The following is a 26,287-nucleotide window of genomic DNA, read 5'->3' as shown; positions in this document are numbered from 1 at the left end:
GTTGATGACCAAAAGTAGAGAATTGTTGATGTCAGAAACCGTAAAATTTACTCAATCAGAAGCAGAACGACAATTTTATTTAGCCCATGTTTGGCAAGCTAAGGGCAAAATTGAGTTAGCGATCGCCTCTTATAAAAAAGCGATCGATCTGCAACCAATTTATACCGATGCTTACGTCAAACTTACTGAACTGTTAATAGAACAAGGAAGAGAAGAAGAAGCGATCGCAGTTTATCACCAAGCCATAGAAGCCAATCCAAACGAAGCAAATTTTTATCAAGAATTAATCAATAATATTCGCAGAAAAGATTCAAAATTTACTGATTTGCTACCACTAATAGAGTCAGATAGTCTGCATATTCTTTTTTATACAGATTGCCCGGAAATCTATGGTGCGGCTCAATTAAATCACGCAATTATCTGCGACTTAGCAGCATCAAAATATAAATTAACCTGCGTTCAAAGCCAAGCTAATCATTACTTAATTCAGCAAAGAAACCAATTAAGAATATCTCATTTATGGTTAAAGCCCGACAATCTTTATCACCCAACAAAACCTGCTCGCGCCTTCAGTAATACAGATGAAGTCGAACATATTTTTACTTTAGCTAAACCAGATTTAATTATTTTTGGCGATGGCTGTCCTGTTTCCAATTTGGCAGCTAAAGAAGTCGCTATTCAAAGAGAGATTCCCTACATCCAAATTGTTCATTGTGTGACCGCTGAATGGGCAAAACAATTTCAACCTTACTTGCAAAGATTACCCAATATTTATCAGCACGCCCAAGCTGTAATTACCGTTTCCGAAGAAAATTTAAACCTACTCCGTCAACAATTTAAATTACCGGAAAATATCGGTCAAGTAATTTATAATGGGCGACCTGCACAATATTTTAATCCGCCGAATTTAGCAGTACGCGATCGCCTACGTCAAGAATTAAATATCCCTAATGATGCTATTGTTTGTTTGACAACTGCTCGTTTGGATCTTGTCAAAGGCTACCAGTATCAACTGAGTGCTATTCAACAACTTCAAGAAAGTGAAATTTGGGATAAGCTGTACTTTATTTGGGCAGGAACGGGAAATTTATCATTGCGGCTGAAAACTTTATCGGCAGAAATGGGAGTTAGCGATCGCATCAAATTTGTTGGCGAAAGATCCGACATTCCAGACTTATTAGATACTGCCGATATCTTTATTTTACCCTCTCAATTTGAAGGAATGCCCTTAGCAATTATGGAAGCAATGGCAAAAGCAAAACCCGTACTCGCTAGCGCCGTTAGTGGTATCCCCGAAGAGTTAGGAGAAACGGGTAAACTTTTACCCGATCCAAAAATCAATTCATCAGCAACTATTCAAGAATTAGTTACTACTATTGAAGCTTGGGCAACCGATTCTCAATTACGTTATAGTATTGGTCAAGCCTGTAAAAATCGCGCTGAAAAAATGTTTAAAGAAGAACGAATGCTGATAAAATATAAAGCGATCGTTGAAAAGCTATTTTCAGTTAAAATATCGGGTAATTCAGGGTGATAATTATGCCAGTTGACAATGACGATCGCTCTTGAATATCTACAATCATAATTGTTTTTATGGAACTTAAGTTTAAACATCGCTTAAAAGCCGCATTAAAGTCATTCATTAATCCAACTCAACCTCCGAAGTTAGTGATTCACACCAAAGAAGTAGAGCCTTCTATAGTAATAGATAATCAGTTGTTAGCCGGAAAAAACGTTTTAATCACTGGCGCTGGGAGAAATATTGGCAAAAGTATTGCCTTGGAAATGGCTAAACAAGGTGCAAACATTTTATTTACTGAAATTAACCAGGAAAACCTGAAAAAGTTAGAACAAGAATTAGCTAGCTATTCAGTTCAAGTGAAAAGCTTTTTATTAGATATAAGAAAATCTGAAGAAATAAATGATTTAAATAATTTCTTGATAGAGAACGATATTTTTATTGATATACTAATTAACAATGCAGGAATTCAATTTGAGACAATTGGCATCAGAAATCAGACTTTAGAAGAATGGTATCAAACTTTTAATACAAATGTTTTTGGTCCCATGTATTTAACGAAAATGATCTCCACAATGATGATAAATAAACAAATCCGGGGATCGATTATATTTATTACTTCCATCCACCAAGAAAAAATTGTACGTTGGCCCAGTTACAGTGCTTCCAAAGCAGCATTAAGAATGATGATCGAAGAATTGGCGATCGACTTAGCAAATTACGGAATTAGAGTCAACGGAATAGCACCTGGTTGGGTAGCAGAAGATGAGCAGGGAAATCCCCTAATTCATGAATATACACCGCTGCATCAAAGTTCAATTAATCCTCGTTATATTGGTCGAGCCGCTGTTTATTTAGCTGTAGAGTATTTTTCTCATTTTACTACAGGAACCATATTAAAAATTGATGCTGGACTATCATTATATAATTATCGCATTAGCCAACATCCACCTCAGTAGAAAAACCTTTTTAGCTTTGATGCTATTAGCGGGATTGAGTTTTTTATTCACTAAATTCACCAACAACCAAAAAGCAATGTTTCAGATAAAAAAAAGGCTCAAATCTTTATTCGGATCTAGTATCCTAGAAGCAAAAACTTCCGAATTTAGAACTCTTTTCCCGAAGAAAGTAAAGCTCGAACGGGTAGCAACCGGATTTCAATTTACTGAAGGCCCGATTTGGTTTGCCGAAGGAAAATATTTACTATTTAGCGATATTCCCGCTAATAAAATTTATAAATTAAGTAGCGATCGCCAAGTAACTATCTTTCGAGAACCTAGTAATAATTCTAACGGTTTGACTAGAGACAAGCAGGGAAGATTAATTGCTTGCGAACATGGCAAACGGCGAGTTACCCGCACAGAAAAAGACGGGACGATCGCAGTATTAGCTGATAAATTCCAAGGTAAAAAATTGAATAGTCCCAATGATATTGTTGTCAAAAGTGACGGAACAATTTACTTTACCGATCCCCCCTACGGAATTCAACCCGAACAGCAAGAACAACCAATTCAAGGAGTTTATCGCCTTGCACCAAATGACAACCAAATTACTCTAGTTGCTGATAATTTCGACAAACCAAATGGTTTAGCATTTTCCCCAGATGAAAAACAGCTTTATATTGATGATTCCGAACGCCGACATATCCGCGTATTCGACGTACAAGAAAATGGTACTTTAGCAAACGATCGAATTTTTTATGATATGAAAACGAAAAAACCAGGTTTACCAGATGGCATGAAAATAGACCTACAGGGAAATATTTATTGTACGGGTGGAGGTGGTATATGGGTATTCGATTCAAAAGGCAATCATTTAGGAACGATCGTCACTCCAGAAGTACCAGCAAATTGTGCTTGGGGAGACGAAGATTGGCAAACTCTTTACATTACTGCCGGAACTTCTTTATACAAAATTCGAGTTAATATTCCGGGTATTCAAGTCCCATAAGAGTTCTTTTCCCAACACTTAACAAATTAGGAATTAGTCATGTTTTCCCACTATAATCAAAATAATTCATCCCCAACCAATGAGCAAAAATTACTTTTACAGGCTGCACTTTGGCAAGGAGAAGCAGCAATTAATTCCTGGCAGACTTGGAGAAAAACTGTTAATATTGACGATATCGATCGAGAATCTTATCGACTACTACCTTTAGTTTATCGGAATTTATCTGCTCATAATGTAACCGATTCACATTTGGGAAGACTGAAGGGAGTTTACCGACGTACCTGGGTAGAAAACCAAGTTTTATTTCAAGAAATTGCATCTATTTTAGATGCTTTGAAATCAGCGGGCATTGAAACAATGCTCCTGAAAGATGCAGCTTTGAACTTATATTATTACCAAGACTATGGTTTGCGGACAATCGAAAACTTTGATTTCTTGATCCGCACCAAGGATGTTTTAAATGCTATTCCATTGTTAGAAAAATTAGATTGGAAAATTCAGGGAAACATTGCTAATCCAAAGATTCCATTTACTCATATTGTGGGATTTAAAAAAGAACCTAAGCAATATTTAAATCTGCGCTGGCATCTTTTTGGTGAAGGTTTTAATGAGAATGCCGAAAACCAATTTTGGCAATCAGCAATACTCACTCAAGTAAATAATTTACCAGTTTATGTTTTATCGCCAACAGAGCAGTTATTATATACTTGTGGATCGGGAATATTTAGAAACTCCGTTTCGCCTGTGCGTCGGTTAGTGGATGCAGCGATCGCAATTTACACATACCCCGATCGCATAAATTGGCATCACCTGATTGAACTAGCTGAAAATTACCGCTTGCTTTTGCCCTTAAAAACTCAATTAATTCAGTTATCCGAAATTCTCAATGCACCTATTCCAGCCTCAATTTTACTAGAACTAGAAAATCTCCCAGTTTCCCAGATGGAACAAGAAGAATATCAAGTTTTGACTGGGGAGAAAACGACAATATTAGAGCGGTTAAAAATGAGGTATTTTCAATATTTAAGAATTAGCAAAAATGCCCAATTTAACTTAATAGGATTTCTGCATTACTTACAATATGTTTGGGGATTAGAAAACTTATGGGAAGTTCCGATCCAAGTAACAAGTCGGACTATCCAAAGAATTGGGTTCAAAAAAACCTAACCTAAACGAGGACGCAAGCCATAAAACCGATAATGCCAATAATCGCGCATAATTCGATCGTGATCGAAACAGAGATTTTCCGGCAACTGCCAAAACTCAAAAACCCCCAAATTTTTGGCATCATCAGCAGCTTTTGGTTCCCCCTTACCCGTCGCGATGAACACCACACTTAAAGTATGCTGACGCGGGTCACGATTCGGGTCAGAATAGACGTGAAACTGTTCCACCAACTCCACCTTTACCCCCGTCTCTTCCTCAGCTTCTCGACGCGCCGCAGACTCCACAGACTCGCCATAGTCCACAAAACCGCCCGGAATAGCCCAACCAAAAGGAGGATTTTTGCGTTCGATTAAGATTATTGGACGTTGCGATCGATCGACCAACTCAATAATAATGTCAACAGTCGGAGTAGGATTGCGGTAAGTCATAGAAATTCTAGATTTGAGACTTTAAATTTTAGATTGATCCCACAGATAAATCTAGGTCTTAGACCAAGGTTAACCACAAAACAGAGTATTCTACCAAACGTCAGAGAAAAAACCTTTCGAGAGTCGGGTTTAAAAGACAACTCTACCGTGATAATCTCACTGATATCCGTTGCTCGACCTTTTTTAGGTAAATTATGCCGTTTCCCAGAACCAGTGGGGTTTTATTGCACCCTACATCACTTCCCAGTCGTTTTGGTATTGGAGATTTAGGCTCAGAAGCCTACCGTTTTGTAGAATTTTTAGCCGAAAGCAGACAGAAAATTTGGCAAGTGCTGCCATTAGGACCCACAGGATATGGTAATTCTCCTTATATGTGTTTTTCAGCGATGGCTGGGAACCCGCTATTGATTAGCCCGGAACGGTTGCAAAATGAGGGGTTATTGACTGAAGAAGACTTTGGCGACTTACCAGAATTCCCCGCTGACAAAGTAGACTTTGAAAAGGTAATGGAAGTGAAAACTCCGTTACTAAAAAAAGCCTGCGAAAACTTTAAAAAAGAGACTTCGCCCAAGTTTCAACAGCGATTTAAATCATTCTGTACCAGTAAAGCTTATTGGTTAGATGATTATGCTTTGTTTATGGCGTTGCGCGATGCACACGAAGGAGAAAGTTGGCATCAGTGGGAACCAGAGTTAGCAGAAAGAGATCCTGCTACATTAGAAAAGTTTGAACAAGAATTAGCAGATGAGATAATCTACCAGAAATTCTTACAGTTTGAGTTTTTCCGGCAATGGTCTGATATTAAACGGTTTGCGAACGATCGCCACATCGAAATCGTCGGCGACATTCCCATTTATGTTGCCCATGATAGCGCCGATGTTTGGGCACATCCCGAATACTTTTGCTTAGATGAAGAAACCAAAGAACCAGCATTAATGGCAGGAGTACCACCAGATTACTTTAGCGCCACCGGACAATTATGGGGAAATCCAATTTACGATTGGGAAAATCTGCAAAAAGACAATTTTAAATGGTGGGTAGAACGTTTCCAATCTTTATTAGATTATGTTGATATTGTTCGCATTGACCACTTCCGCGGTTTTGAAGCATACTGGGCAGTGGAAAGAGGCGAAGAAACTGCCATTAATGGCGAATGGATCAAAGCACCCGGAGAGGCATTATTCCAAGTAATTCGGGATAAATTTGGCAAATTACCTGTTTTAGCCGAAGATTTAGGCTTAATCACTCCAGAAGTGGAAAAATTGCGGGATGATTTTGAATTTCCCGGCATGAAGATTTTACACTTTGCCTTTGGTTCTGGTGCTGGTAATCCTTATTTGCCCTTCAACTATGAGCGCAATAGTGTAGTTTACACGGGCACTCACGACAATGACACAACCGTAGGTTGGTACGATAAATTACCCGAACATGAAAAGCAAGGTTTACTCGCTTATATAGGTTGTGTTTCTGGGGAAGGTATCCATTGGGATTTAATTCGCTTAGCCCTGAGTTCGATCGCCAATCAAGCAATTATTCCCTTACAAGACATTTTAGGTCTTGGGAGTGAAGCCCGGATGAATATTCCTAGTGAAGGTGAAGGGAACTGGGAATGGCGTTATTTACCAGGCACTTTAACTTACAAAGAAATTGAAGCCTTGAGAAAGTTGACGGAAACTTTTGGTCGGGCGTGATCGAAATCTGAGGGGCATTAGGAGAAGGTTGAAGGAAAAAATTCGACTTCTCCCCCCTTGCCCCGGTTAGTTAGCTTTAAAAGTCACTTGTTTAATTGTTCCGGGAGTTCCTAATTTTTTGGCTTGCTCGTCATTATAAGCAACCATAACTCCTCCGGCATTACCAGCACGCAAAACTATCTCTTGTTTTGCCGTCCAAGTGCGCTGAGTTCCTTGGGAAAGAGTCCCTTCAAATTCTTTTTTGCCATCAACGACTACTCGCACCCAAGAGTCGGATGTAACATTTAGACCAACTCTCACAGGTTCAGAACTATTTTTGCTGTTCATGCTAACCAAGGCGACTTGATCTTGATTTTTGTCGCTGGTAGGCTGGGGTGATTTTTTGCTCGCCGTTGGTTTTTCGCTGGTGGGCGTGACTGCTTGTTGAGCAGATCGATCGACCATTTGCGACAATCCAGTTACCGCCAAAATAATTACTACTAGATAAAAAAGGTAAAGGTGAATTGGCTTTAATTGAGCCGCTGGTAACTCTCCCCAAAATTGCCTTTTGGCGCTGAAAACCTGCGCTGTCGGGAAGACGCTGGCAAACTCAGAACCATTCAAACCAAGGGCATCAGCATAACGTTTAATAAAACCTTTGGTATAGACTGGTTCTGGTAAGGGTTCTAGTTTACCTTCTTCGATCGCATTAAGCATTCGAGCCGGAACTTTAGTGATAGATGCTACGTCATCTAAAGACAGGGCTTGTTCTTCCCGCAGGTGACGCAGATAATCACCCATTTCTGCGAGCTTTTTAGCTCGTTGTTCTTCTAAATAAGAACCTAGATCTTCTCTTTTATTCGTCTTCATCAGTTGCATCCTTAACATTTACTAGCTCATCTACTCACTAAGGTGGTTGGGTAAATATTTTTAACTTTTTTGGGCAAAGTTGTCATCAAAGAAAACTCTACACTGATAACAGAAAAATCTACCCTGGATTTACCGACTTTGCAAAAAATTAATTTCCATATCTGTCAAATATCGGTATTCTCCTGGTAAAAGTCTCTGCTTGGGTAACTGTAGTTGAATTGGGCCAATTGCAGTCCGATGCAGCTGAATCACAGGATATCCTAATTGTTCAGCTACTCGCCGAATTTGACGATTTCTCCCCTCTTTTAAAATCACTTCTAAGAGAGTGCAGTCGCCGTAGCGTGGCGTAGCCGTATCGCCCTTAGACCCGGTTTTTAATACCCTGATTTGGCAGGGTAAGGTTTTTTTGCTGTCTAGGATAACTCCTTCGCGCCACCTTTGCAGCACCTCTTCTGGCGGTTGTCCCTTGACCCAAACTTGGTAAGTTTTCGGCATACTATGGCGGGGATGGGTGAGGCGGAAGGCAAGATCCCCATCGTTAGTTAATAGTAAGGCTCCCGTGGAATCAGCATCTAAGCGTCCCACTGGATAAATTCCTTGTCCTCTTTGCAGTGAGGTGGGTAACAGATGGAGAACGGTGGGGCGTTTTTGGGGGTCGCTACAGGTGGAAACTATGCCAGCTGGTTTATTCACTAATAAGTAAACCTGTTCGGGTCGATTAGCAAATCTAATCAATTGATGGTCTACGGTGATTCGATCGCTCGCTGGGTCAGCTTTTTGTCCCAAATGAGCAACTTCACCGTTGACACGCACCCGACCTGCTTGGATCATTTCTTCTGCGTGACGACGGGAGGCAATTCCCCACTGTGAAAGTAACTTTTGCAGCCTTTCCATACTTAAATTTGACTGCTTGACTAACTGGTTTTTTCCAGAATCAGTAAACTATGTACAAATATTACATGAAAAAATGTATCGTCATAGGTGGTGTTTATGTTCGATCTCCCGGCAAATCAGATTCCAGGGACAGAGAGTGCGGAAAACTTGCAAAAGAAACGCAGTCGAATTATTAGTAAGGTGTTGTCACCTGCGGTAAAATTGTGGCTGCGATCGCAAGCAGAACAAGTTGCAGACTTGGAACTTCAGATTGAAGGGGGCGATCGACAAATCTTATCTGGTTACATCCCCAAAGTAACACTTTTTACGACTCGTGCTCTGTACCAAGGTTTACACCTGCAACAAATTCAATTAATTGCCGAAAATATCCGCGTTAACTTGGGTCAAATCATCAAAGGTAAACCCTTACGTTTACTAGAACCAATTCGCGCCAAAGGTGAGTTACTTTTATCTGAAGATGACCTCAATGCCTCTTTAAACAGCGAATTACTCATCAGCGGTTTAAATGAATTTTGCCAAATGTTGCTCAAAGCAGCAGGTACTAATTCCTCAATTCTCCAAAATCAGCAGATTCATTGGCAAAAAATTACCGTTGATGGTAATCAAATCCATCTAAAAGCCTGTTTGCTAGATACTAACTCTCCGATCTCAATTAGTACTGGTGTGAGAATAAGCGATCGCAATCAATTACATTTAGATAATCCCCAACTTCAAGGAGACTTCCGCTTAAACTCCCCTAAATTAGCCAATTTAACGATCGACTTAGGCCCAGATGTCGATATTCACGAACTCACCCTAAGTCATGGTCAATTAATCTGTCGAGGTAGCATTTCGGTGACTAGTGACTAGGGACTGGGGACTGGGGACTGGGTACTAGGTACTGGGGAACAAGGGGAAAACTCTGTAAGGGCGGGTTTTGTTGTTAACTCTTCTGTGATGAATATAAGTTTACCTGCTAAACCCGCCCCTACAACTTAAAACCAAAACTTTCTCCCCTGAACCCCTACTTCTGCACCCTACTCACTTCGGTAACAAGGGCAAAAGCAGGGTGACAAAATAGTAGACTAAGGGGGCGGTGAAAACGTAGCTATCGGCGCGGTCTAAAATTCCACCATGTCCGGGGATGAGTTGACCTGAGTCTTTGACACCTGCATCGCGTTTCATCATTGACTCGGTAAGATCTCCTAAGAGACTAGCAATACCAATTAACAGACCTAAAGCGACTCCAGTAATAGGCCATAAATGCCAGTTAAGATACCAAGCTCCGGCTACAGCTACGGCTACACTAGCACTAACGCCAAAAACTGCGCCTTCCACAGTTTTTTTCGGGCTAATGTGGGAAAGGCTAGTTTTGCCAAAGAATTTACCGATAAAGTAAGCGCCGATATCAGCTGCCCAAATACAACCAAAAGCGAGTAATGTAATCGTTAGTCCTTGAGGCCAATCTTTAATGTTTGTCCAATGTTCCGGCCAATAGCCGCCTAAAGGTAGGTTACTACATTCTGCTTGACCAAGAGAGCGTAAGCGTACCCAATAGCTAGGCAAATAACCACCATAAAATAGTCCTAATATGGAAGTAGAAATATCAGCAATAGTGGCTAATTTGGGCTGAAATAAGAGATAAAAACAGATAAAAGTTCCGGCTACTGGTAATACTGCATCAGCTAGGGTGGAGGAAACTGTAGCGATTATCAATAATCCTATGCTAACTGCGATCGTAGTTTTACCTGCGGGAGCAATTCCTGTGGCGCGTGCTAGTTGAAAGTATTCTAACAAACCTAAATAAATGATAATCCCAAAGCAAAGGGTGAAATACCAACCTCCCAAGAAAATCATTCCTAAAGCTAGGACGATCGCAACAATTCCACTAAGTATTCTAGACCAAGACATGAGACGTGCTTTAAATTTTAGATTTTAAATTTTAGATTTTAGAGTAGATAAAAAATCTACAATCTCTTTGGTTTTACTCTAACTTTTCGCCACTGAGAATAAAAATTGGATCGACAGCAGCAAATGTTTGATGATTGCCTCGCGTCTCCAGGCGGTTAACAGCTGATTGTACAACTTCTATATTCCGTACTTGTAACTGAGCAAAGGTTTCAGAGACAGTGTAAAGGTTTTCTAAGTTGCCTGCTGTCACTACAACTCTGCCTTGGTGTGGTAGGTAATGCCACACTTCAAACAGAATATCTTTAATTGGGCGACCACCTTCAATGCAAACTCGATTGGGTGGCGCTGGTAAGTCTTTGAGGCATTCAGGAGCACTTCCTACGATTATATCTACGTTGGTGACACTAAAGCGATCGCAATTCCGCCGAATTAAAGTTGCTACTTCTTCATCCCGTTCTACAGCAATAATCTTACCCTGCGAACACAGCAACCCGACTTCTACAGGAATTGTCCCTGTACCTGCGCCAATATCCCACAAAATTGTGTCGGTAGTGAGACGCAAGTGAGAGATTAACAACAGTCGTACTTCTCGCTTGCTGAGGGGAATGCCTGGTAAGCGATCGAACAAGTCGTCTGGTATTCCTGGGGTAATATAAGGCCAGATTGGGGAAGGCATAGGAGCTCCAGGGGCAGGGGGGCAGAGGGGCAGGGGGGCAGGGGGGCAGGGGGGCAGGGGAGAAATGTTTAGGGAGAAGTTAGTGCAATATTATCATTTACTGTTAGATGGCTATTTGGATTCAGAGAATTAAGAAGAATTAGTTAGTAAAGAACATTGAAACTTGCATAATAAAAACTTTTACTGTCCCTCTGCCCCTTTGTCTCCCTGCTCGTTTAACTGGGTGGCGAATGCGATCGCTTCTCCCACCGTAGAAATTTTACCTTCAATGCGAGCAATTTGAATTTCTGTGAGTAATTCCCCAAGTTTTGGGCTAGGTGTGAGATTAAGTTCTCTGATTAAATCATTGCCGGAAATTAAGGGAATGGGATGGGCAACTTGGTCATTAGGATTAAGATAACGGTTAATCAAAGGCGAAATTTCTGCAATGGAAATTCCGGTAGCCACAGATGAAACTGCGACAATGGGAAAAGCTTTTCCAGCTTCTCGAAATAGAAAATATTGCTCTCTTAAAGACATTTCATTAGATAATTTTGGCTGTAAATGTAACCGTGGTAAAAGTTTTAATATCGTAGTTACAGCTTTAGTTTCGGCGCGGCTGTAAGAGAGTTTTTGTAATTCGCTTTCTGCCAAAAAGGGATCGGTTGCGACTAAACAAGCGAGTTTGGCAAGACTTAACCAAGGGGTTTTGATAGTGTCACGAATTTGTTGAGAAAGTTCGATATCTAATTGAGGCCAAATATTTACTAATTTGGTAGTTGCGGAGTCAACAGCGACAAGTTGAACGAAACTTTTTTCTGTGGCGTTACTCAACCAAATATTAATTAATCCATCTTCCCAAGCAGCGGTTAACCAAGGAATTCCTCCGGGAGAATTGAGGAGATAACCTAATTCTACTCGGACTCTTTCAGCTGCAACTGTACCGAGTAAGGATGCCATTTCTCGAATTACGGAACGAGTTTCTGGTTGAATCTGAAAACCTAATTGGGCAGCTTGACGGTATGCTCTTAGTAAACGCAAAGGGTCATTTTGTAGGTTGGCAGGTGATACCATGCGGATGAGACTTTGCTTTAAGTCAGTGTAACCTTGCAGGGGATCGATTAGTTGGTTGCTGTGGGGGTGGTAGGCGATCGCATTCATGGTAAAATCTCGTCGCCGCAAATCAGTTTCTAAGGAATCACCTTCTTGCTGAGCAAAGTCAGCGGTAGCATCGGGAAAAACAACCCTAGCAATTTGTCTTTGGGGATCTAACAAAACAAACCCAGCTTTGTAGTGAGTGGCAATTTTCCGAGCAACTTTCACCGCTGCTTTCGGGATAATAAAATCTAAATCCAGATAATTGCGTTGTCTCCCCAAAAGCGCATCGCGTACCGCACCACCTACCATGTAAGCAGATTGGGGCAAAAATTCTAAATCGAAAGGCCAATTTTCGGGAGACAAGACAGAAAATTCTCTCTCTGCGTTCTCTGTGTCTCTGTGGTTCATGGTAGTTTTTTCAGATAATCGCAACAAAAATCAACCAAGGGACTAACCGATCGCCCACTCGCCTAAGCTAGATTAACAAAAAAGGTACTGGAGAAGACGCTATGTGTATTTGCGTTAATTGTCATTATGTCGATCGCTGCATTACCTACCACGCCGTAGAAACGCAGCATGAGGTACCTCACTTGACGGAAGATCCTGACTTTGAACCAATTGAACCCAGCATTAATGTTAACATTCGTCCCCAACAAGATTATGTAGAAATGGAATGGGATGTTGTTGGCTGCGTTAGCTTTAAACAAGAAATGGGCAAATGGGCGAAGTTACGTCCGGGTGAGTTAGTACCTACTTAAAGGGGAAAAAGCCAGAAAAAAACTCCAAGGAATGAAGAAATAAAGAGGTACATACTTAAAGTATGTACCTCTTTATTTCTTTCGAGAATGTGAAGTATAGAAGTTGTCTCTTACGAGATTTTGCTGACTTTACGACGGCGAAATGTGGCTAAAGAAGCAGCTACGAATCCTAAACCAGCGAGGGTTGCGGGTTCAGGTACGCTTGCTGGTGCGTTCGATCGTGCCATTAATTTGAAATCTGGGCCATTCATATTCCAGTCTGACATGACTCGGATACCCGCAGCAGATGTTACTCCTAATTGACTGAGTTTAACTCCCCAACTTCCTACTTCTTGAACCTCATCAATTTCCATTGTGTCCAAACTAAAGCCTGCATATTGTTTCGCGTTGCGATCGAGGAACAAAGCATTACCAATCAGATTACCATCAGCATCAATTGCTTGAACTGACAAATCGCTAGCACTCCAGTTCCCCATCCCCCGTTCCCAGAAGAAGAGGTTATCTAACCCTGTATTATCCGCGAAAATAGTTTCTTGGAAGAACAGGTTCAATTTCATGCTTTTACCATCTTCAACATCAATAATATTGTTGAGATTGGTATTACCGAGATATGCAGCAATATCTTCACCAGTAGGGTTATTTAAACCAGATACATCACGACCGCCTGGTGCGGTAGCTTTGTCACCTCGATCGGTACTAGCAGCACCAGTATTGTTAACATCAGCCCCGAGTTCTGGATTGGAAGTTTGTCCAGGTAGTACATCCTTGATCGGGGTATTGTAGACAATAGTAGCTCGGTTGACCAAGTTAAAATCGCTAAATGTAGTGCCATTTTGAGTGATGGAATTTAACCAAATATCAGCTTCGGGGTCTGTATTTTGGCTAACATTACTGGTAAAACTGGCAGCTTGAGCAGCGGTAGAAACGGCTAAAACTGTGCTACAGGCTAAACCTATAAAAGTTGCAGTGCGTTGTAATTTCATTCTTGTACTCCCTAGTGTATTTAAGACAATCAGTAAAATAATAGTGTCGTTTTTTTTTGATTTTGTGATCTAGATCTTTGCTGGTTTTAAAGAAAAAGATTAAAACTCAAGCTTAGTTATTTGGCGCTGAATCAAGCTTCCGGTTGACTGTCGTCATTATACTTGGTTCTAGCTATTTCTATACTACTCATCGCTGTTTATAACTTACACCCAATGAACGAGAAATTCTTCTAATCTTTAAAATTGTCTTTGATCCTTAAGGAATAATAAAAAAACCACTATGGTCAACCTAATTTATCTAGTTAATTAACGCAGTATTTGTAGCAAAATGATAACTATACTAGGAGTATTACATAAAAATTTTGCCTAGAGGAATTTGTTGCATGGTTGAATTTATGGAAAAGTCTGTAGAGTTAGTCAAATACGGTTTGGGTATTCACAGTAGCAGTCCAGAATTAGGAATAGGAATCAGTAATTTTACTGATAATACCCGCTGCCAAAGCTGGAATTTAGGGCATGATTTATCTACACACTTGCATCAGTATTTAGCCGCATTTATTCAACCACAATCTTGGTCAGACTTGAGTTTTATTGGGGTGGCAAAAGGCCCTGGTAGTTTCACGGGTACGCGCATTGGGGTAGTAACTGCACGTACTTTAGCGCAGCAATTAAACATTCCTTTGTTTGCGATTTCTACTCTAGCGGCGATCGCTTGGTCGCATCACACTGAGGATGAGCCATTTGCGATCGCAGTTCAAATGCCAGCCAGTCGAGGCGAAGTTTTTGGAGCAGTTTATCGAAAATCTGTCAACGATCTGAAGCAGGTTCAATTATTCCCTGATACGGTGATGAAACCAGAAGTCTGGCAACAAACCTTGGCAAATTTAACTTATCCCTACAAATTAATAGAAGTTTCTGGCAACATAGGTGCAACTGTTTCTAATTTATTAGAACTAGCATATTTAGATTGGAAACAAGGCTTACGCCCCCATTGGTCAGAAGGTTTACCTTTCTATGGTCAACATCCCATAGAATAAGTTCGTAGTAGCGACTTCAGTCGTAAAAGCTAAAAGGTGAAGGACTGATGTCCCTACAACGAACCGAATTTACTTATCCAATATTGCCAGATTAAAATAACTGTAGAAATTAGTAACAAAAGCGGTGTTAACCAATCTCCCCAACGCACATATAATGTTTTTGTTTGACGGCGATAAACAGTGTCAGCGTGAATTTGAAAGGTTTTAGTTTGGGAAATCCATTTAGTTTGACCATGAGGATCGACAATAGCAGAGTAACCTGTATTTGTGGCTCTTACTGCCCAGCGATCGCTCTCAATAGCCCGTAAAACATCCTGTGCATGATGTTGAAATTGCATTGCCGCATTATAAGGATCGTTGTTAGATGAAGTAAGAATAAATTCCCCACCTAAAGCTGCTTGATGTTGAAAATGACGAGTAAATACTGAATCATAACAAATACCCACAATAGCTCGACCAAAAGGTGTATCAAATACTTGATTAGGTCTACCAGGAATTTGATCCGATCCAACTGCGGAAACTTGGGGAAATATCCGTCCTAAAATATCCCGAAAAGGTACATATTCGCCAAAAGCTACTAAGTTTACTTTGTCATAACGGCTGAAAATTTCCCCGTTTTTAGTAACAGTAAATAAGCTGTTGGTAAACCCATCTTTTTTTCGATGATGTGCGCCTACCCAAGCAGCTACATTTTCATTCAAAATAGCTTGATAAAAAGGATTGTTTGGTGATGGTGGGTCATTCCATTGAGATGATAAAGCGCCTTCTGGAGTTAAGACTGCTGCTACTCCTTGTTTAGCTAAATTGCGATATCCAGCAGTATATCTTGTTAAGGAAAGACGCAAACCTTCGGGGGTAAATTTAAGTTTGTTGGGAATGTTGCCTTGAATAATTCCTATTTTTAAGGCGTTGTTTGGTCGATCGCTTAATGGTTGGCTATAAATTGCCCATCCGACTAAATGGGAAGTAATTAATAGCCCAATGGCAAGGCTTAAATAGCCTTTGTGAAATCTGCCAATTGTTGAATTTGTTTGTGATTTACCAGATATAAAAGCTTCAGCGATTAAACCATTTACGGCGACTATTACGGCGTTAATTGTGTTGGGGCCAGAGATTTGACTGAGATGTAAAATTGCTAAATTATGCGGACTTTGGGTAAAGGATAAGGAAGTCCACCAAAAGGGGCCGGAACTCCAAATATATTCGAGAATACACCAAAGAGTTGTGCCGATTAATATGCGAATTAAACTTTTAGGAATGGGGGATTTAAAATTATGAATGAATTGAAAAATTACTCGGCTACCAATTGCCCAAATAGTGACTAAGGCTACGCCCCAAATTGTAAATAATAATAAGGCTCCGATCGCGATCGCTAAACTCAAAATCCAAGGAATTCCCAACCAAGTTAAAGGATGAAGTCCGAGAATCCAAGATATAGTTAAACCATGATAGCCGATCGCCCAAAGTATAGCGTAAAAGTAAAGAGATTTTTCGGATTTTTGGCTTTTTACGGTAAAAATCCATAAGGGAATTAAAGCAATCCAAGCTAAAGGCCAAACACCAAAAGGTGCAGCGGTCATTCCCATTAAAATGCCACTGACAAGGCTAATAACTAAACGAAATTTAGTGGAATTTTTCATTGAATTTCAAAAAAGTCAGGTGGGAGAAAACCCACCTTGACTATTATTATTCAGCTTCTTCTTCTTCGCCATTTGTGGGAGGAACTAGGGCGACAGCGGCGATCGCATCATCTTCATCCAACCTTTGCACTCTTACACCTGTGGCATATTGAGATTGGGAAGGAATAGCATTCACAGCTTGACGAATAATAATTCCTCGCGTTGTTACCATCATCAATTCAGCATCTTCATTGACGATTAAAAGTGAGGCTAAGGTATCATTCTGTTTGCGGAATTTCAGCGCAATCTTGCCTTTTGTTGCCCGATTATACAGCTTAAATTGGGAAACTGGAACTCGTTTTCCATAGCCGCCATTTGTGACAACTAACACCCAAGGCCCTTGATTTCCGGCGAGTAATTCTTCCCCGTTACTGTTAGTTTCTTCGGCTTCTAATTCTGGTTCAGCTTCACCTACTTGGGCGATATTAGCAACAATTGAACTGGGTAAAACATCCATGCTAATTACTTCGTTGCCATTTTCTAACTTCATTGCCCTTACGCCTCTAGTCGCACGACCTAAAGGACGTAGTTGATCGTGATCGGCGCGGAAGTGAATTGCCATTCCTTGACGCGATCCGATAATAATACTATCTTCAATTCTGGCGCGTCTTACCCAGCGTAATTGATCGCCTTCTTCCAAGGAAATTGCAATTAATCCATTTGCCCGAATGTTGCTAAATGCGGAAAGTTGGGTTTTCTTGATGTAAGCTTGCTTGGTTAACATTACCAAGTATTCATCATTGCTAAATTCTGTTACCGCTACCATTGAAGTGATTTTTTCATCGACGGGAATGGGTAACATTTGGACGATCGGAACGCCTCTCGCAGTGCGCGATGATGTAGGAATTTGGTAAGCTTTTAAGCAGTAAACAACACCTTTATCACTGAAGAACAAAACGCTGTCGTGATCGCAACAGGTGAGGAAATGTTCGACGACATCATCTTCTTTCATTTTGTTAGCTGCTTTGCCACGAGTTCCCCGACTTTGAGCTTCAAAGGTACTAACTGGCATTCTCTTGATATAACCTTGTTCGGTTAATAGAATCAAGGCTTTTTCATTAGCAATTAAATCAGTGTCGTCTAGTTCGCCTTCGGCGTGTTCGATGACTGTTCTTCTGGGTGTGGCAAAGGCGGTTTTTAGCTGCGTTGCTTCGGTTTCAATGATTTCTAAGATGCGTTCTCGACGTTGTAAAATGTCGCGCAAGTCAGCAATTTTGGCGAGTAATTCTTGATGTTCTTGGCTAATTTTTTCGGCTTCTAAAGCTGTTAACCGCCGCAGTTGCATTTGTAAGATTGCGTCAGCTTGGGCTTCCGAAAGTCCGTAACCTGCGATTAATTCTTGGCGTGCTGTAGGTGCATCGGCTGCATGACGAATTAGTTCGATAATTCTATCTAAGTTTGCTAAGGCAATTAACAAACCTTGTAAAATGTGGTCTCTTTCTTCGGCTTTCCGCAATTCGTATTGAGTGCGTCTGGTAATACATTCAATGCGAAATTCTAGGAAGACGTTAAGGAATTGTTTCAGGGTTAATAGCTGGGGTTCGCCATTAACTAGCGCCAGCATATTTGCGCCAAAATTTGCTTGTAATGGGGTTTGTTTGTAAAGGTTGTTGAGGACGACTCTGGGGTAAGCATCGCGTTTTAATTCGATGACGACTCTCATGCCGTCGCGATCGCTTTCATCCCGAATATCTGCGATTCCTTCTAGTCTTTTATCATTGACTAATTCGGCAATTTTTTCGATTAATGCTGCTTTGTTTGTTTGGTAAGGTAATTCAGTAATTACAATTGCTTCTCGATCGGGTCTGCCACGATGTTCAATAGTTTCAATATTGGCAACACCCCGCATGGTAATTGAACCACGTCCAGTGGTGTAAGCTTCTTTAATTGCTGAGGTTCCTAATATTTGTCCGCCTGTGGGAAAATCAGGGCCGGGAATATGTCGAATTAATTGTTGATCGGTAATTTCTGGATTATGAATTAAGGCAATTACACCATCAATTAATTCGCCTAAATTATGAGGTGGAATGTTAGTTGCCATTCCCACTGCAATACCGGAGGAACCGTTAAGCAATAGTTGGGGAACTCTGGCAGGTAAAACGATCGGTTCTTGTTGAGATCCGTCGAAGTTATCGGCAAAATCTACTGTTTCTGCTTCGATATCCCGCAGCATTGCTTCGGTGGCTAGTGCTTGCAAGCGACATTCGGTGTAACGCATTGCTGCTGGTGGATCGTTGTCTACCGAACCGAAGTTGCCATGTCCGTTGATCAGGGGCGATCGCATGGAAAAGTCTTGCGCCATCCGCACTAGCGCATCGTATACCGCGGTGTCCCCGTGGGGATGGTACTTACCTAACACTTCCCCTACCACACGGGCGCACTTTCTAAACGGGCGGTCTGGGGTGAGTCCCAATTCGTGCATGGCATACAGAATGCGCCGATGCACTGGTTTCAGACCATCCCTAGCATCTGGGAGTGCCCGCCCTACAATTACGCTCATTGCGTATTCCAGGTAAGACCGGGACATCTCGTTCCCTAAATCCGTGGGTATAATCCGCTCCTGGGAAGTGGTCATACGGTGAAAAACTCCAAAAAAGTGAGATATATGTTGCTAAAATGCAAGTAATTGAAATTTCAGCCAAACTGACTTTCAATAATGCACAAATACCATTAAAATTGTATCATATTTTGGCGTTTTTGGTGGGTTGAAACCAATTTTTCCTTGGATCTGGTATGGTTTTCCTAGTATTCAAATAGTTACTAAGTTTTTAGTTCTCTGATTGCTGTTAAAAATTACTTTGATTATTGCTGAAATAATTCTCTATTAATTCATTTTAGATCAAGAATTTTTCGGCTCCGATCGCCTAAAGTATTGATGAAGGATTATCCAAATATCAGCGATTGAATTATTAAAAATATCACCGACGATGGTGAAGTAGAATTAAAAATATAGAAAGTTGATTTAGGACTTGGTAAGCCAGCTATATTCAAAAATTTGTTACTAAATGAAATCAGCTTGCTTCACCTGTGCTTCTATATCTCTAAGGTGGGAAAGTTCCCGGTTGTTTACCTACTACAAACTATGTTACCTGTAATTTATTCTGATGAGTTCTTATTACACGATACTGGTTCATTTCATCCAGAACGTCCGCAACGCTTAAGTGCAATTGTCAAAGCTTTGAAAAGTGTTCCATTTGCTGACCAGTTAAAGTGGCAATTACCAACACCTGTAACTGAGAGAGATGTGATGCCTTGGTTGCAAAAGGTACATTCTGAAGAACATATTGAAAGAGTGGAATTAATTGCTAAACGTGGTGGGGGAAATTTGGATGGTGATACTCCGGTTTCTGCTTATAGTTACGATGTTGCTTTATTAGCTGTGAATGCTTGGTTAGATGGAGTCGATCGGGTTTTGGCAACGGAAGATCCGGCTTTTGTGTTGGCGCGTCCACCGGGACATCATGCAGAACGCGATCGGGGAATGGGTTTTTGTTTGTTTTCCAATGCGGCGATCGCAGCTTGTTATGCTTTGTCACAACCGGAAGTGAAAAGAGTGGCAATTTTAGATTGGGATGTGCATCACGGTAATGGTACACAAAACTTTGTCGAACATCATCCTAAATTGGCTTACTGTTCCTTGCATCAGTCCCCTTGTTATCCGGGAACAGGTTACGCCGATGAACGAGGTGAATATAAAAATGTGTTAAATATTCCTCTACCTCCGGGTAGTGCTGTTGGAGAATATCAAAAGGCTTTTGAATCGGAAGTATTGCCCTTTTTATCGATTTATCGCCCAGATTTGCTAATTGTTAGTGCTGGATATGATGCTAATGCTGACGATCCATTAGCCAGAATTGATTTGCAACCTCATGATTTTGGCTTGTTTACAGAGTATTGCTTAAAGTTAACACGACGAATTGTTTTTGGTTTAGAGGGAGGTTACGATTTAGCGGCTTTAGCTGAATCTGTGGTAGCAACAATTGAACAGTGTTTAGTTTAGAAAATTTGGCATTTTTATGGAACAAAAGTCATAACTAATCAACTAAGGAGGAGATTGAAATGGTGAAGTATCAAGAAATTTTTGATGTAGAGATTACAGGCAAACAAACTCTAAGTCCAGAGGAAGCTGTGGCGGCGATCGTCCTGGTAGCAGTTTACGCTAATGGTCAACCTTCGGAAGCAGAAAGTGAGGAAGCTATTAATATCATCAATACTCAGGATATTTTCGATAGTTACTCAGTTGATGAGTTTCAGGAGACGATCAATAAAATTACTAGTATGTTGAATGAGGAGGGAATCGGGGTTTTATTTAGAACCGCAGTAGAATCTATTACTGATGATTTCGGGGAAATTGCCTTTCAAGCAGTGGCAGAAATGATGTTAGTCGATCAGAAAATTGATGAAGATGAGGAAAGTTTTTTGTCTCAGTTAGCTGACGCTTTGGATATTTCGGAAGATGTGGCGCAGGACATGATTGATGAGTTAATTGATGAGGAGGAAGAGGCGTTTTCTTAGAGGATGTTTGAAAAGGATTTGGCGGTTGAAATCGCGACTACACAAACAAAGTCCGCCTTCGCGGACTTTAATTTTTTAACCTGCGTCGGCAGGTTTAGATAATTAACTATTTTTCTCATGAATCTCTACCTTGGCATTGATTTTGGCACTTCTGGCGCACGGGCAATAGTAATAGATTCAGCAGGAATTATTCAAGCTGAATCACAATATTCTTTTACTGATTCAACTGATGATTTAATAACAGTTTGGCGACAAGCTTTGTTTTCTTTAATTAGTGAAATACCGTCAGAAATTAGAGGGGGAATTTGTGCGATCGCCATTAACGGCACATCTTCAACGGTGTTGTTGTGCGATCGAACTGGCAACCCCATTGACTCACCAATTTTATACAACGATTCCAGAGGCGTAAAACTAATAGATAAACTCAGACAAATTGCACCACTAAATCACACAGTAATCAGTGCTACCTCTTCATTAGCAAAACTTTTCTGGTACCAAGAAAACATCCCTCTTATCCCCCCCTTACTAAGGGGGGCTAGGGGGGATCTTTCTTTTTTACATCAAGCTGATTGGTTAGCTTTTTTATTACATGGACAATTAGGAATTAGCGATTATCATAACGCTTTGAAACTTGGTTATGATGTAGAGAAACTTTGTTATCCTAAATGGATACAAAACTTAGAAATACCTTTTCAATTACCAAATGTTCTGACTCCCGGAACAGCTATTGCTGAAGTTACAACGGAAATAGCTGCAAATTTGAAATTAAGAAAAGATTGTATTGTTTGTGCAGGTACAACTGATAGTATTGCAGCTTTTCTGGCAAGTGGGGCAAAATCTCCGGGGGAAGCTAGTACTTCTTTGGGTTCTACTTTGGTGATTAAACTGTTAAGTAGTACTCGTGTTGATGATGCGAAATATGGAATTTATAGTCATAGATTGGGGGATTTATGGTTAGTTGGTGGCGCTTCAAATACGGGAGGTGCAGTGTTGAAAAGTTTCTTTTCTGATGCGGAATTAGAAAATTTAAGTTCGCAAATTGATGCGGAAAAAGCTAGTAGTCTTGATTATTATCCTTTGTTGAAGGCTGGCGATCGCTTTCCCATTAACGATCCTAATTTACCACCTAAATTAGATCCACGTCCCGAAAATCCAGTGGAATTTTTGCATGGCTTATTAGAAAGTATAGCTCGAATTGAAGCGAGGGGATATGAATTATTAAAACAGTTAGGTGCAACTCCTTTAACTTGTGTTTATACTGCTGGTGGGGGTGCGAAAAATCCAACTTGGACGAAGATCCGAGAACGCTATTTACAAGTTCCAATTTTAAAACCAACGCACAGACAAGCGGCTTATGGTTCGGCAATTTTGGCAATGGAAGGTATCAATAAAAAAATATAGGATGGAGAAAATCCACCCTATTTTAGTTCGGATAAATAGAGAGAAATTAATCATTTTTCCATTCTTCACAACCCATTAAATCGCAAATGCGATCGCGCAGTAAATAACCACACTCTTCTAATTCATATTCCACAAAAACCCATTCTCCCGAACGAATATGCTGACAAAGATTATAGATCGGTTGCTGAGGACTAATTAAACCTTTTTTGACAAGTTCCCGCGCTTCTTCTTTGATCACATCTATTGAGTAATGCAGGTTAGAGGTAATCATTATTACTTTACTCCACAATTTTATTTGGTAGCAGTTTTAGCTGTATTTATATCATCTCTCTCTTGGGGTATTTTTTTTCAACTATTCTGAGAAATTCATTAAGAAAAGTAACATAAGGGAAATAATTATCTAAGCTAGCTTTGAGACTTTCCCGCACAGTATAGTTAGTCTGGATTTAATCATTTTTTATAAAACTGTACAAAACTTTTGCGAAATGTAGCAATTCTTAGTTAATCAACGATATGCTTAAACAGCCTATAGTTGTAGTTGTAGGGTGCGTCAGAAGCTAAAATTCTGATGCTATCAATCAAATTTTATTGTCTGACGCACCCTACTAATTATGCTGAACTTTTGGTTATTGAACTTTTTGCAAAGAAGCAATTTTGGGGTCGAGAATTTTTTGTCCAACGCTGGGGAATTTGACTGCGATACAGAGTTTATTTCCTGAACCAAAAACGTGGCTAATTTCTCCAACTCCAAAGGTTTTGTGAACTACGCGATCGCCTTTTTTCCAACCTTGTGTGGTAGTTGTTCGAGTGAGATTAGGTTTCTCAGTTTGAGATTTAGCAGTTAAATTTGAGCGACTACCGCGAACACCTAAATCTATTTTACTACTCAACAATTCCTTGGGTAATTCCTGCAAAAATTGCGAACTAATAGCTGGTGCGCGTTCACCCCACAACCGTCTTTCTCTAGCATAAGAAAGATACAATCTTTCCTGGGCGCGAGTAATCCCAACATAACACAAACGACGTTCTTCTTCTAATCCTTCAGGATCGTCTAAACTGCGAGTGTGAGGTAACAAACCTTGTTCCATTCCCACTAAAAATACTACGGGAAATTCCAAACCTTTTGCTGAGTGTAAAGTCATTAAGGAAACAGCTTTTTGTCCCTCTTCCAAATTATCTAAATCCGAAGATAAGGAAGCATTTTCTAAGAAATTACTTAAACTCGTTTCCTCATTTTCTTCTTCAAATTGCTTGACGGCGTTAAACAATTCAAAGACGTTTTGTAAGCGATCCTGTGCTTCATCAGTTCCTTGCTTTTTCAAATCATCAGTATAACCGGAATCTTCCATAATTCCTTGGACAATTTCCGAAGCTGATAAAACATCCAACTGAGTTTGCCATTTTTGAATTAATTGGCAAAAACTATTAATTGATTTCGCTGCACGTCCAGCTAAGTTATTTACTGATACTTCATCGCTGATAATTTCCCACAAAGGTATGCTTAATTCTCTTGCAGCAACTACTAAGTTATCTACTGTAGTTTTGCCAATTCCGCGCCGAGGAGTGTTAATTACTCGCAACAAACTGACAGTATCATTGGAATTAACAATTAAGCGCAAATATGCCAAAGCGTCTTTGATTTCTTTGCGATCGTAAAACTTTAATCCACCTACCATTGTATAGGGAATTCCCGATCGCAACAAAGCATCTTCAAACGGACGGGATTGAGCGTTAGTGCGGTAAAGAATCGCAAAATCACCCAAATTAAAATCGTTATCTTGACGATCTAACTGACGAATTTGTTGTAAAACAAAATCCGCTTCATCTATTTCATTATCTGCACGATGCAGAAAAATTGGTTCTCCTTCTCCGCGAGTCGGACGCAATATTTTATCAATGCGTTGAGTGTTATTTTCAATTAACTGATTCGCTGCTTGTAAAATATTTTCTCTTGAGCGATAGTTCTCCTCTAACTTCACCATTGACTGAGTTTTTTCATCCGGTAAACCATCGCCAAAGTCTTCTTGAAACTCCAGCAAAATCCGAAAATCTGCCATGCGAAAAGAGTAAATTGCTTGGTCTACATCACCGACTACAAAAACCGATCGACTCAACCAATTATCAAACTTTTTCGGGTTCTCTCCGTTAGTAACTAACAAGCGAATCAGGTCATATTGAATCCGGTTTGTGTCCTGATATTCATCAACTAAAATATGTTGAAAACGTCTATGCCAATATCCTAAAACTGATTCATTTTGCTCAAATAATCGCACTGGAACCGAAATTAAATCATCAAAATCCAAAGCGTTATTTTCCGCTAAAGCATCTTGGTAACGACTGTAAACATCAGCAATTACTTTACCTCGGAAATTTGGCTGTTCTTTGGCGAATTCTTGAGGAGATAAACCTAAGTTTTTCGCATTACTAATGGCGTAACGAACCGAACTCGGATCGAATTTCTTGTCATCTAAGTTAAGTTGTTTAGTAACAATTTCTTTAACTAAACTTTTGGTATCCGATTCATCAAATATAGAAAAATTGCGATTCCATTTCCGACCCTTTGGATCTTGATATTTCTCGATATCGTATCTCAAAATGCGAGCGCAAAGACTGTGAAAAGTACCCACCCAGAGAGGTTTAATGTATTTTTTGTAAATTTGCGATCGCCAATGTGTCTGTTCCTCTGGCGACAAAGACGCAAAAGGTTTACCAGTAGTTTTTTCTACTATTTGTTCGGCAAACAATTTTTCAACCCGTTCCTTCATTTCTCGCGCCGCCTTATTAGTAAAAGTGACAGCGAGGATATTTTCGGGATCGATTTTATGCTTAAGGATGAGGTTGGCAATGCGATAAGTCAAAGCTCTAGTTTTACCGGAACCTGCACCCGCAACCACCAACAGAGAACCGCAGTAATGTTCCACTGCGCGACGTTGACTAGGGTTAAGATGGCTTAGAAAATCAGTAATTGTTGTCATAATTGCTAAGAATGCTATGCTGCTAAAGCCGCAGAATATGCTTTTTAATAGTACGTCATTCCCAAAGGGTTTGCTCAAGAAAACAGAAATTTTACTGAAACTAAAACTGTGGGGAAAATGCGATCGTCATTTTTTTAGATAAATTCTCTGTAATCTCAGTATTGAAAACCTCAGCAATTTCCGTATTTTTCAGGAATCTTTAGTGCGATCGATAGTTATAAAATTAACCAGAAAAGCAAAATAGAGCCACATTATGAAAGCTACTATCCTACCAATATTAACCTCAATATCCCTACTGTGTATCGCCTGTCAATCCAACCCACTCACACAGCAACCTTCTACCTCTACAACACCCATTTCTCAAACCTCTGCTAGCACTTCTGCACCAACTTCTAAAACTTCCTTACCACCAACTCAAACTTATGATTTGCAAGTAAACGATCCACAAATTGTAGCAAGATTAACTCAAATTGCCTTTACTGATGACAGCATTGTTGTCACTATGGCATTTACTAATGTTAGTCAGGAAGCTATTCAGTTGAATGCCAAAGATGACTTTATCTTAAGAGACGATACCTCATATAACACCAATCAATACCGTTTAATGGTTCCATCAGATAATCCTAAAATCCAAATTCAACCAGGAACAACTCTGAAAGGACAATTTGTTTTCGTTGGTAGAATTTCACCGCAAGCTACTAACCTAAGTATTGCCACAAATTCTAGTTTACCTAGTTATTCTCGTTTAAAAAATTTTCCTTACATAAATTTCAGTAATCTATTAATTCAAAGGTAACA

General features: G+C 40.1%; 23 protein-coding genes. 12 read left to right on the top strand and 11 right to left on the bottom strand.

All coding sequences use genetic code 11. The annotated features are described in order from the left end of the window. Positions 1-28 precede the first annotated feature (28 nt). The 4 genes from ACE1B6_RS28725 to ACE1B6_RS28710 are packed head-to-tail and all read left to right on the top strand — an operon-like array spanning position 29 to position 4,636. A complete protein-coding gene (locus ACE1B6_RS28725) occupies positions 29-1,534 on the top strand; it encodes a glycosyltransferase family 4 protein (protein WP_413260731.1) in 1,506 nt (501 codons plus the stop codon). 59 nt (positions 1,535-1,593) lie between these two features. Continuing rightward, entirely contained in the window at positions 1,594-2,478 is an 885-nt protein-coding gene (locus ACE1B6_RS28720) for an SDR family NAD(P)-dependent oxidoreductase (RefSeq protein ID WP_413260730.1), read from the top strand. Continuing rightward, positions 2,426-3,469, top strand: a complete 1,044-nt coding sequence (locus tag ACE1B6_RS28715) for an SMP-30/gluconolactonase/LRE family protein (protein WP_413260729.1) — start codon at positions 2,426-2,428, stop codon at positions 3,467-3,469. Before ACE1B6_RS28720 ends, ACE1B6_RS28715 begins: the two co-directional genes overlap by 53 nt. A gap of 39 nt (positions 3,470-3,508) precedes the next feature. Further along, positions 3,509-4,636: a nucleotidyltransferase family protein gene (locus ACE1B6_RS28710; RefSeq protein WP_413260728.1), complete on the top strand. Its 1,128-nt coding sequence runs from the start codon at positions 3,509-3,511 to the stop codon at positions 4,634-4,636. On the opposite strand, the gene ACE1B6_RS28705 is transcribed toward ACE1B6_RS28710, so the two are convergent. After that, positions 4,633-5,064 carry an NUDIX domain-containing protein gene (locus tag ACE1B6_RS28705; protein ID WP_413260727.1) on the bottom strand — a complete coding sequence of 144 codons (432 nt, stop codon included), beginning with the start codon at positions 5,062-5,064 and terminating at the stop codon, positions 4,633-4,635. The genes ACE1B6_RS28710 and ACE1B6_RS28705 overlap by 4 nt on opposite strands. A gap of 194 nt (positions 5,065-5,258) precedes the next feature. On the opposite strand from ACE1B6_RS28705, the gene malQ reads away from it, so the two are divergent. After that, positions 5,259-6,755: a 4-alpha-glucanotransferase gene (gene malQ, locus ACE1B6_RS28700; RefSeq protein WP_413260726.1), complete on the top strand. Its 1,497-nt coding sequence runs from the start codon at positions 5,259-5,261 to the stop codon at positions 6,753-6,755. Positions 6,756-6,821: 66 nt separating this feature from the next. Here malQ and ACE1B6_RS28695 read toward each other — a convergent pair whose 3' ends face one another. Together ACE1B6_RS28695 and ACE1B6_RS28690 are read right to left on the bottom strand one after the other, a co-directional pair. Continuing rightward, a complete protein-coding gene (locus tag ACE1B6_RS28695; RefSeq protein ID WP_413260725.1) occupies positions 6,822-7,604 on the bottom strand; it encodes a helix-turn-helix domain-containing protein in 783 nt (260 codons plus the stop codon). Between the two features lie 129 nt (positions 7,605-7,733). Continuing rightward, positions 7,734-8,498: a pseudouridine synthase gene (locus ACE1B6_RS28690; RefSeq protein ID WP_413260724.1), complete on the bottom strand. Its 765-nt coding sequence runs from the start codon at positions 8,496-8,498 to the stop codon at positions 7,734-7,736. A 96-nt stretch (positions 8,499-8,594) separates the two neighbouring features. Between ACE1B6_RS28690 and ACE1B6_RS28685 the strand changes: the two genes are divergently transcribed. Continuing rightward, positions 8,595-9,347 (top strand): LmeA family phospholipid-binding protein, encoded by a 753-nt coding sequence (locus tag ACE1B6_RS28685; protein WP_413260723.1) that lies wholly within the window; start codon positions 8,595-8,597, stop codon positions 9,345-9,347. A gap of 171 nt (positions 9,348-9,518) precedes the next feature. On the opposite strand, the gene ACE1B6_RS28680 is transcribed toward ACE1B6_RS28685, so the two are convergent. The 3 genes from ACE1B6_RS28680 to ACE1B6_RS28670 form a co-directional block, all read right to left on the bottom strand. Then, the gene (locus ACE1B6_RS28680; protein ID WP_413260722.1) at positions 9,519-10,388 is read right to left on the bottom strand and encodes a phosphatidate cytidylyltransferase; all 870 of its coding nucleotides are present in this window, start codon (positions 10,386-10,388) and stop codon (positions 9,519-9,521) included. A 73-nt stretch (positions 10,389-10,461) separates the two neighbouring features. Further along, on the bottom strand, positions 10,462-11,064 hold the full coding sequence (cbiT, locus tag ACE1B6_RS28675) for a precorrin-6Y C5,15-methyltransferase subunit CbiT (RefSeq protein WP_413260721.1): 603 nt from the start codon (positions 11,062-11,064) through the stop codon (positions 10,462-10,464). Between the two features lie 180 nt (positions 11,065-11,244). Then, a complete protein-coding gene (locus ACE1B6_RS28670; protein WP_413260720.1) occupies positions 11,245-12,549 on the bottom strand; it encodes a tRNA nucleotidyltransferase/poly(A) polymerase family protein in 1,305 nt (434 codons plus the stop codon). Positions 12,550-12,650: 101 nt separating this feature from the next. Between ACE1B6_RS28670 and ACE1B6_RS28665 the strand changes: the two genes are divergently transcribed. After that, a complete protein-coding gene (locus ACE1B6_RS28665; protein WP_413260719.1) occupies positions 12,651-12,899 on the top strand; it encodes a Ycf34 family protein in 249 nt (82 codons plus the stop codon). 110 nt (positions 12,900-13,009) lie between these two features. Here the strand turns inward: ACE1B6_RS28665 and ACE1B6_RS28660 are convergent, their stop codons facing one another. Beyond that, on the bottom strand, positions 13,010-13,882 hold the full coding sequence (locus ACE1B6_RS28660) for an exosortase-dependent surface protein XDP2 (RefSeq protein ID WP_413260718.1): 873 nt from the start codon (positions 13,880-13,882) through the stop codon (positions 13,010-13,012). 383 nt (positions 13,883-14,265) lie between these two features. Here ACE1B6_RS28660 and tsaB point away from each other — a divergent pair, with 383 nt between their 5' ends. Next, a complete protein-coding gene (tsaB, locus tag ACE1B6_RS28655) occupies positions 14,266-14,919 on the top strand; it encodes a tRNA (adenosine(37)-N6)-threonylcarbamoyltransferase complex dimerization subunit type 1 TsaB (protein ID WP_413260717.1) in 654 nt (217 codons plus the stop codon). 53 nt (positions 14,920-14,972) lie between these two features. Here tsaB and lnt read toward each other — a convergent pair whose 3' ends face one another. Together lnt and gyrA are read right to left on the bottom strand one after the other, a co-directional pair. Then, a complete protein-coding gene (gene lnt, locus ACE1B6_RS28650) occupies positions 14,973-16,559 on the bottom strand; it encodes an apolipoprotein N-acyltransferase (protein ID WP_413260716.1) in 1,587 nt (528 codons plus the stop codon). 46 nt (positions 16,560-16,605) lie between these two features. Next, entirely contained in the window at positions 16,606-19,173 is a 2,568-nt protein-coding gene (gyrA, locus tag ACE1B6_RS28645; protein WP_413260715.1) for a DNA gyrase subunit A, read from the bottom strand. Positions 19,174-19,680: 507 nt separating this feature from the next. On the opposite strand from gyrA, the gene ACE1B6_RS28640 reads away from it, so the two are divergent. The 3 genes from ACE1B6_RS28640 (at position 19,681) to ACE1B6_RS28630 (ending at position 22,514) form a co-directional block, all read left to right on the top strand. After that, entirely contained in the window at positions 19,681-20,598 is a 918-nt protein-coding gene (locus ACE1B6_RS28640) for a histone deacetylase family protein (RefSeq protein WP_413260714.1), read from the top strand. Positions 20,599-20,657: 59 nt separating this feature from the next. Beyond that, positions 20,658-21,113, top strand: a complete 456-nt coding sequence (locus tag ACE1B6_RS28635; protein WP_413260713.1) for a tellurite resistance TerB family protein — start codon at positions 20,658-20,660, stop codon at positions 21,111-21,113. Between the two features lie 117 nt (positions 21,114-21,230). Further along, positions 21,231-22,514, top strand: a complete 1,284-nt coding sequence (locus ACE1B6_RS28630) for an FGGY-family carbohydrate kinase (RefSeq protein WP_413260712.1) — start codon at positions 21,231-21,233, stop codon at positions 22,512-22,514. 46 nt (positions 22,515-22,560) lie between these two features. Here the strand turns inward: ACE1B6_RS28630 and ACE1B6_RS28625 are convergent, their stop codons facing one another. Both ACE1B6_RS28625 and pcrA read right to left on the bottom strand, forming a co-directional pair. Further along, on the bottom strand, positions 22,561-22,785 hold the full coding sequence (locus tag ACE1B6_RS28625; RefSeq protein WP_413260711.1) for a DUF4327 family protein: 225 nt from the start codon (positions 22,783-22,785) through the stop codon (positions 22,561-22,563). 355 nt (positions 22,786-23,140) lie between these two features. Next, positions 23,141-25,489, bottom strand: coding sequence for a DNA helicase PcrA (gene pcrA / locus ACE1B6_RS28620; protein ID WP_413260710.1), 2,349 nt, complete (start codon positions 25,487-25,489; stop codon positions 23,141-23,143). 253 nt (positions 25,490-25,742) lie between these two features. On the opposite strand from pcrA, the gene ACE1B6_RS28615 reads away from it, so the two are divergent. Next, positions 25,743-26,285 (top strand): hypothetical protein, encoded by a 543-nt coding sequence (locus ACE1B6_RS28615; protein WP_413260709.1) that lies wholly within the window; start codon positions 25,743-25,745, stop codon positions 26,283-26,285. Positions 26,286-26,287 lie beyond the last annotated feature (2 nt).

This window comes from Floridaenema fluviatile BLCC-F154, from assembly GCF_041929135.1.
Lineage (GTDB): Bacteria > Cyanobacteriota > Cyanobacteriia > Cyanobacteriales > Aerosakkonemataceae > Floridanema > Floridanema fluviatile.
The sequence above is the reverse complement of the archived record's forward strand: the minus strand, read 5'-3'. Positions and strand labels throughout refer to the sequence as shown.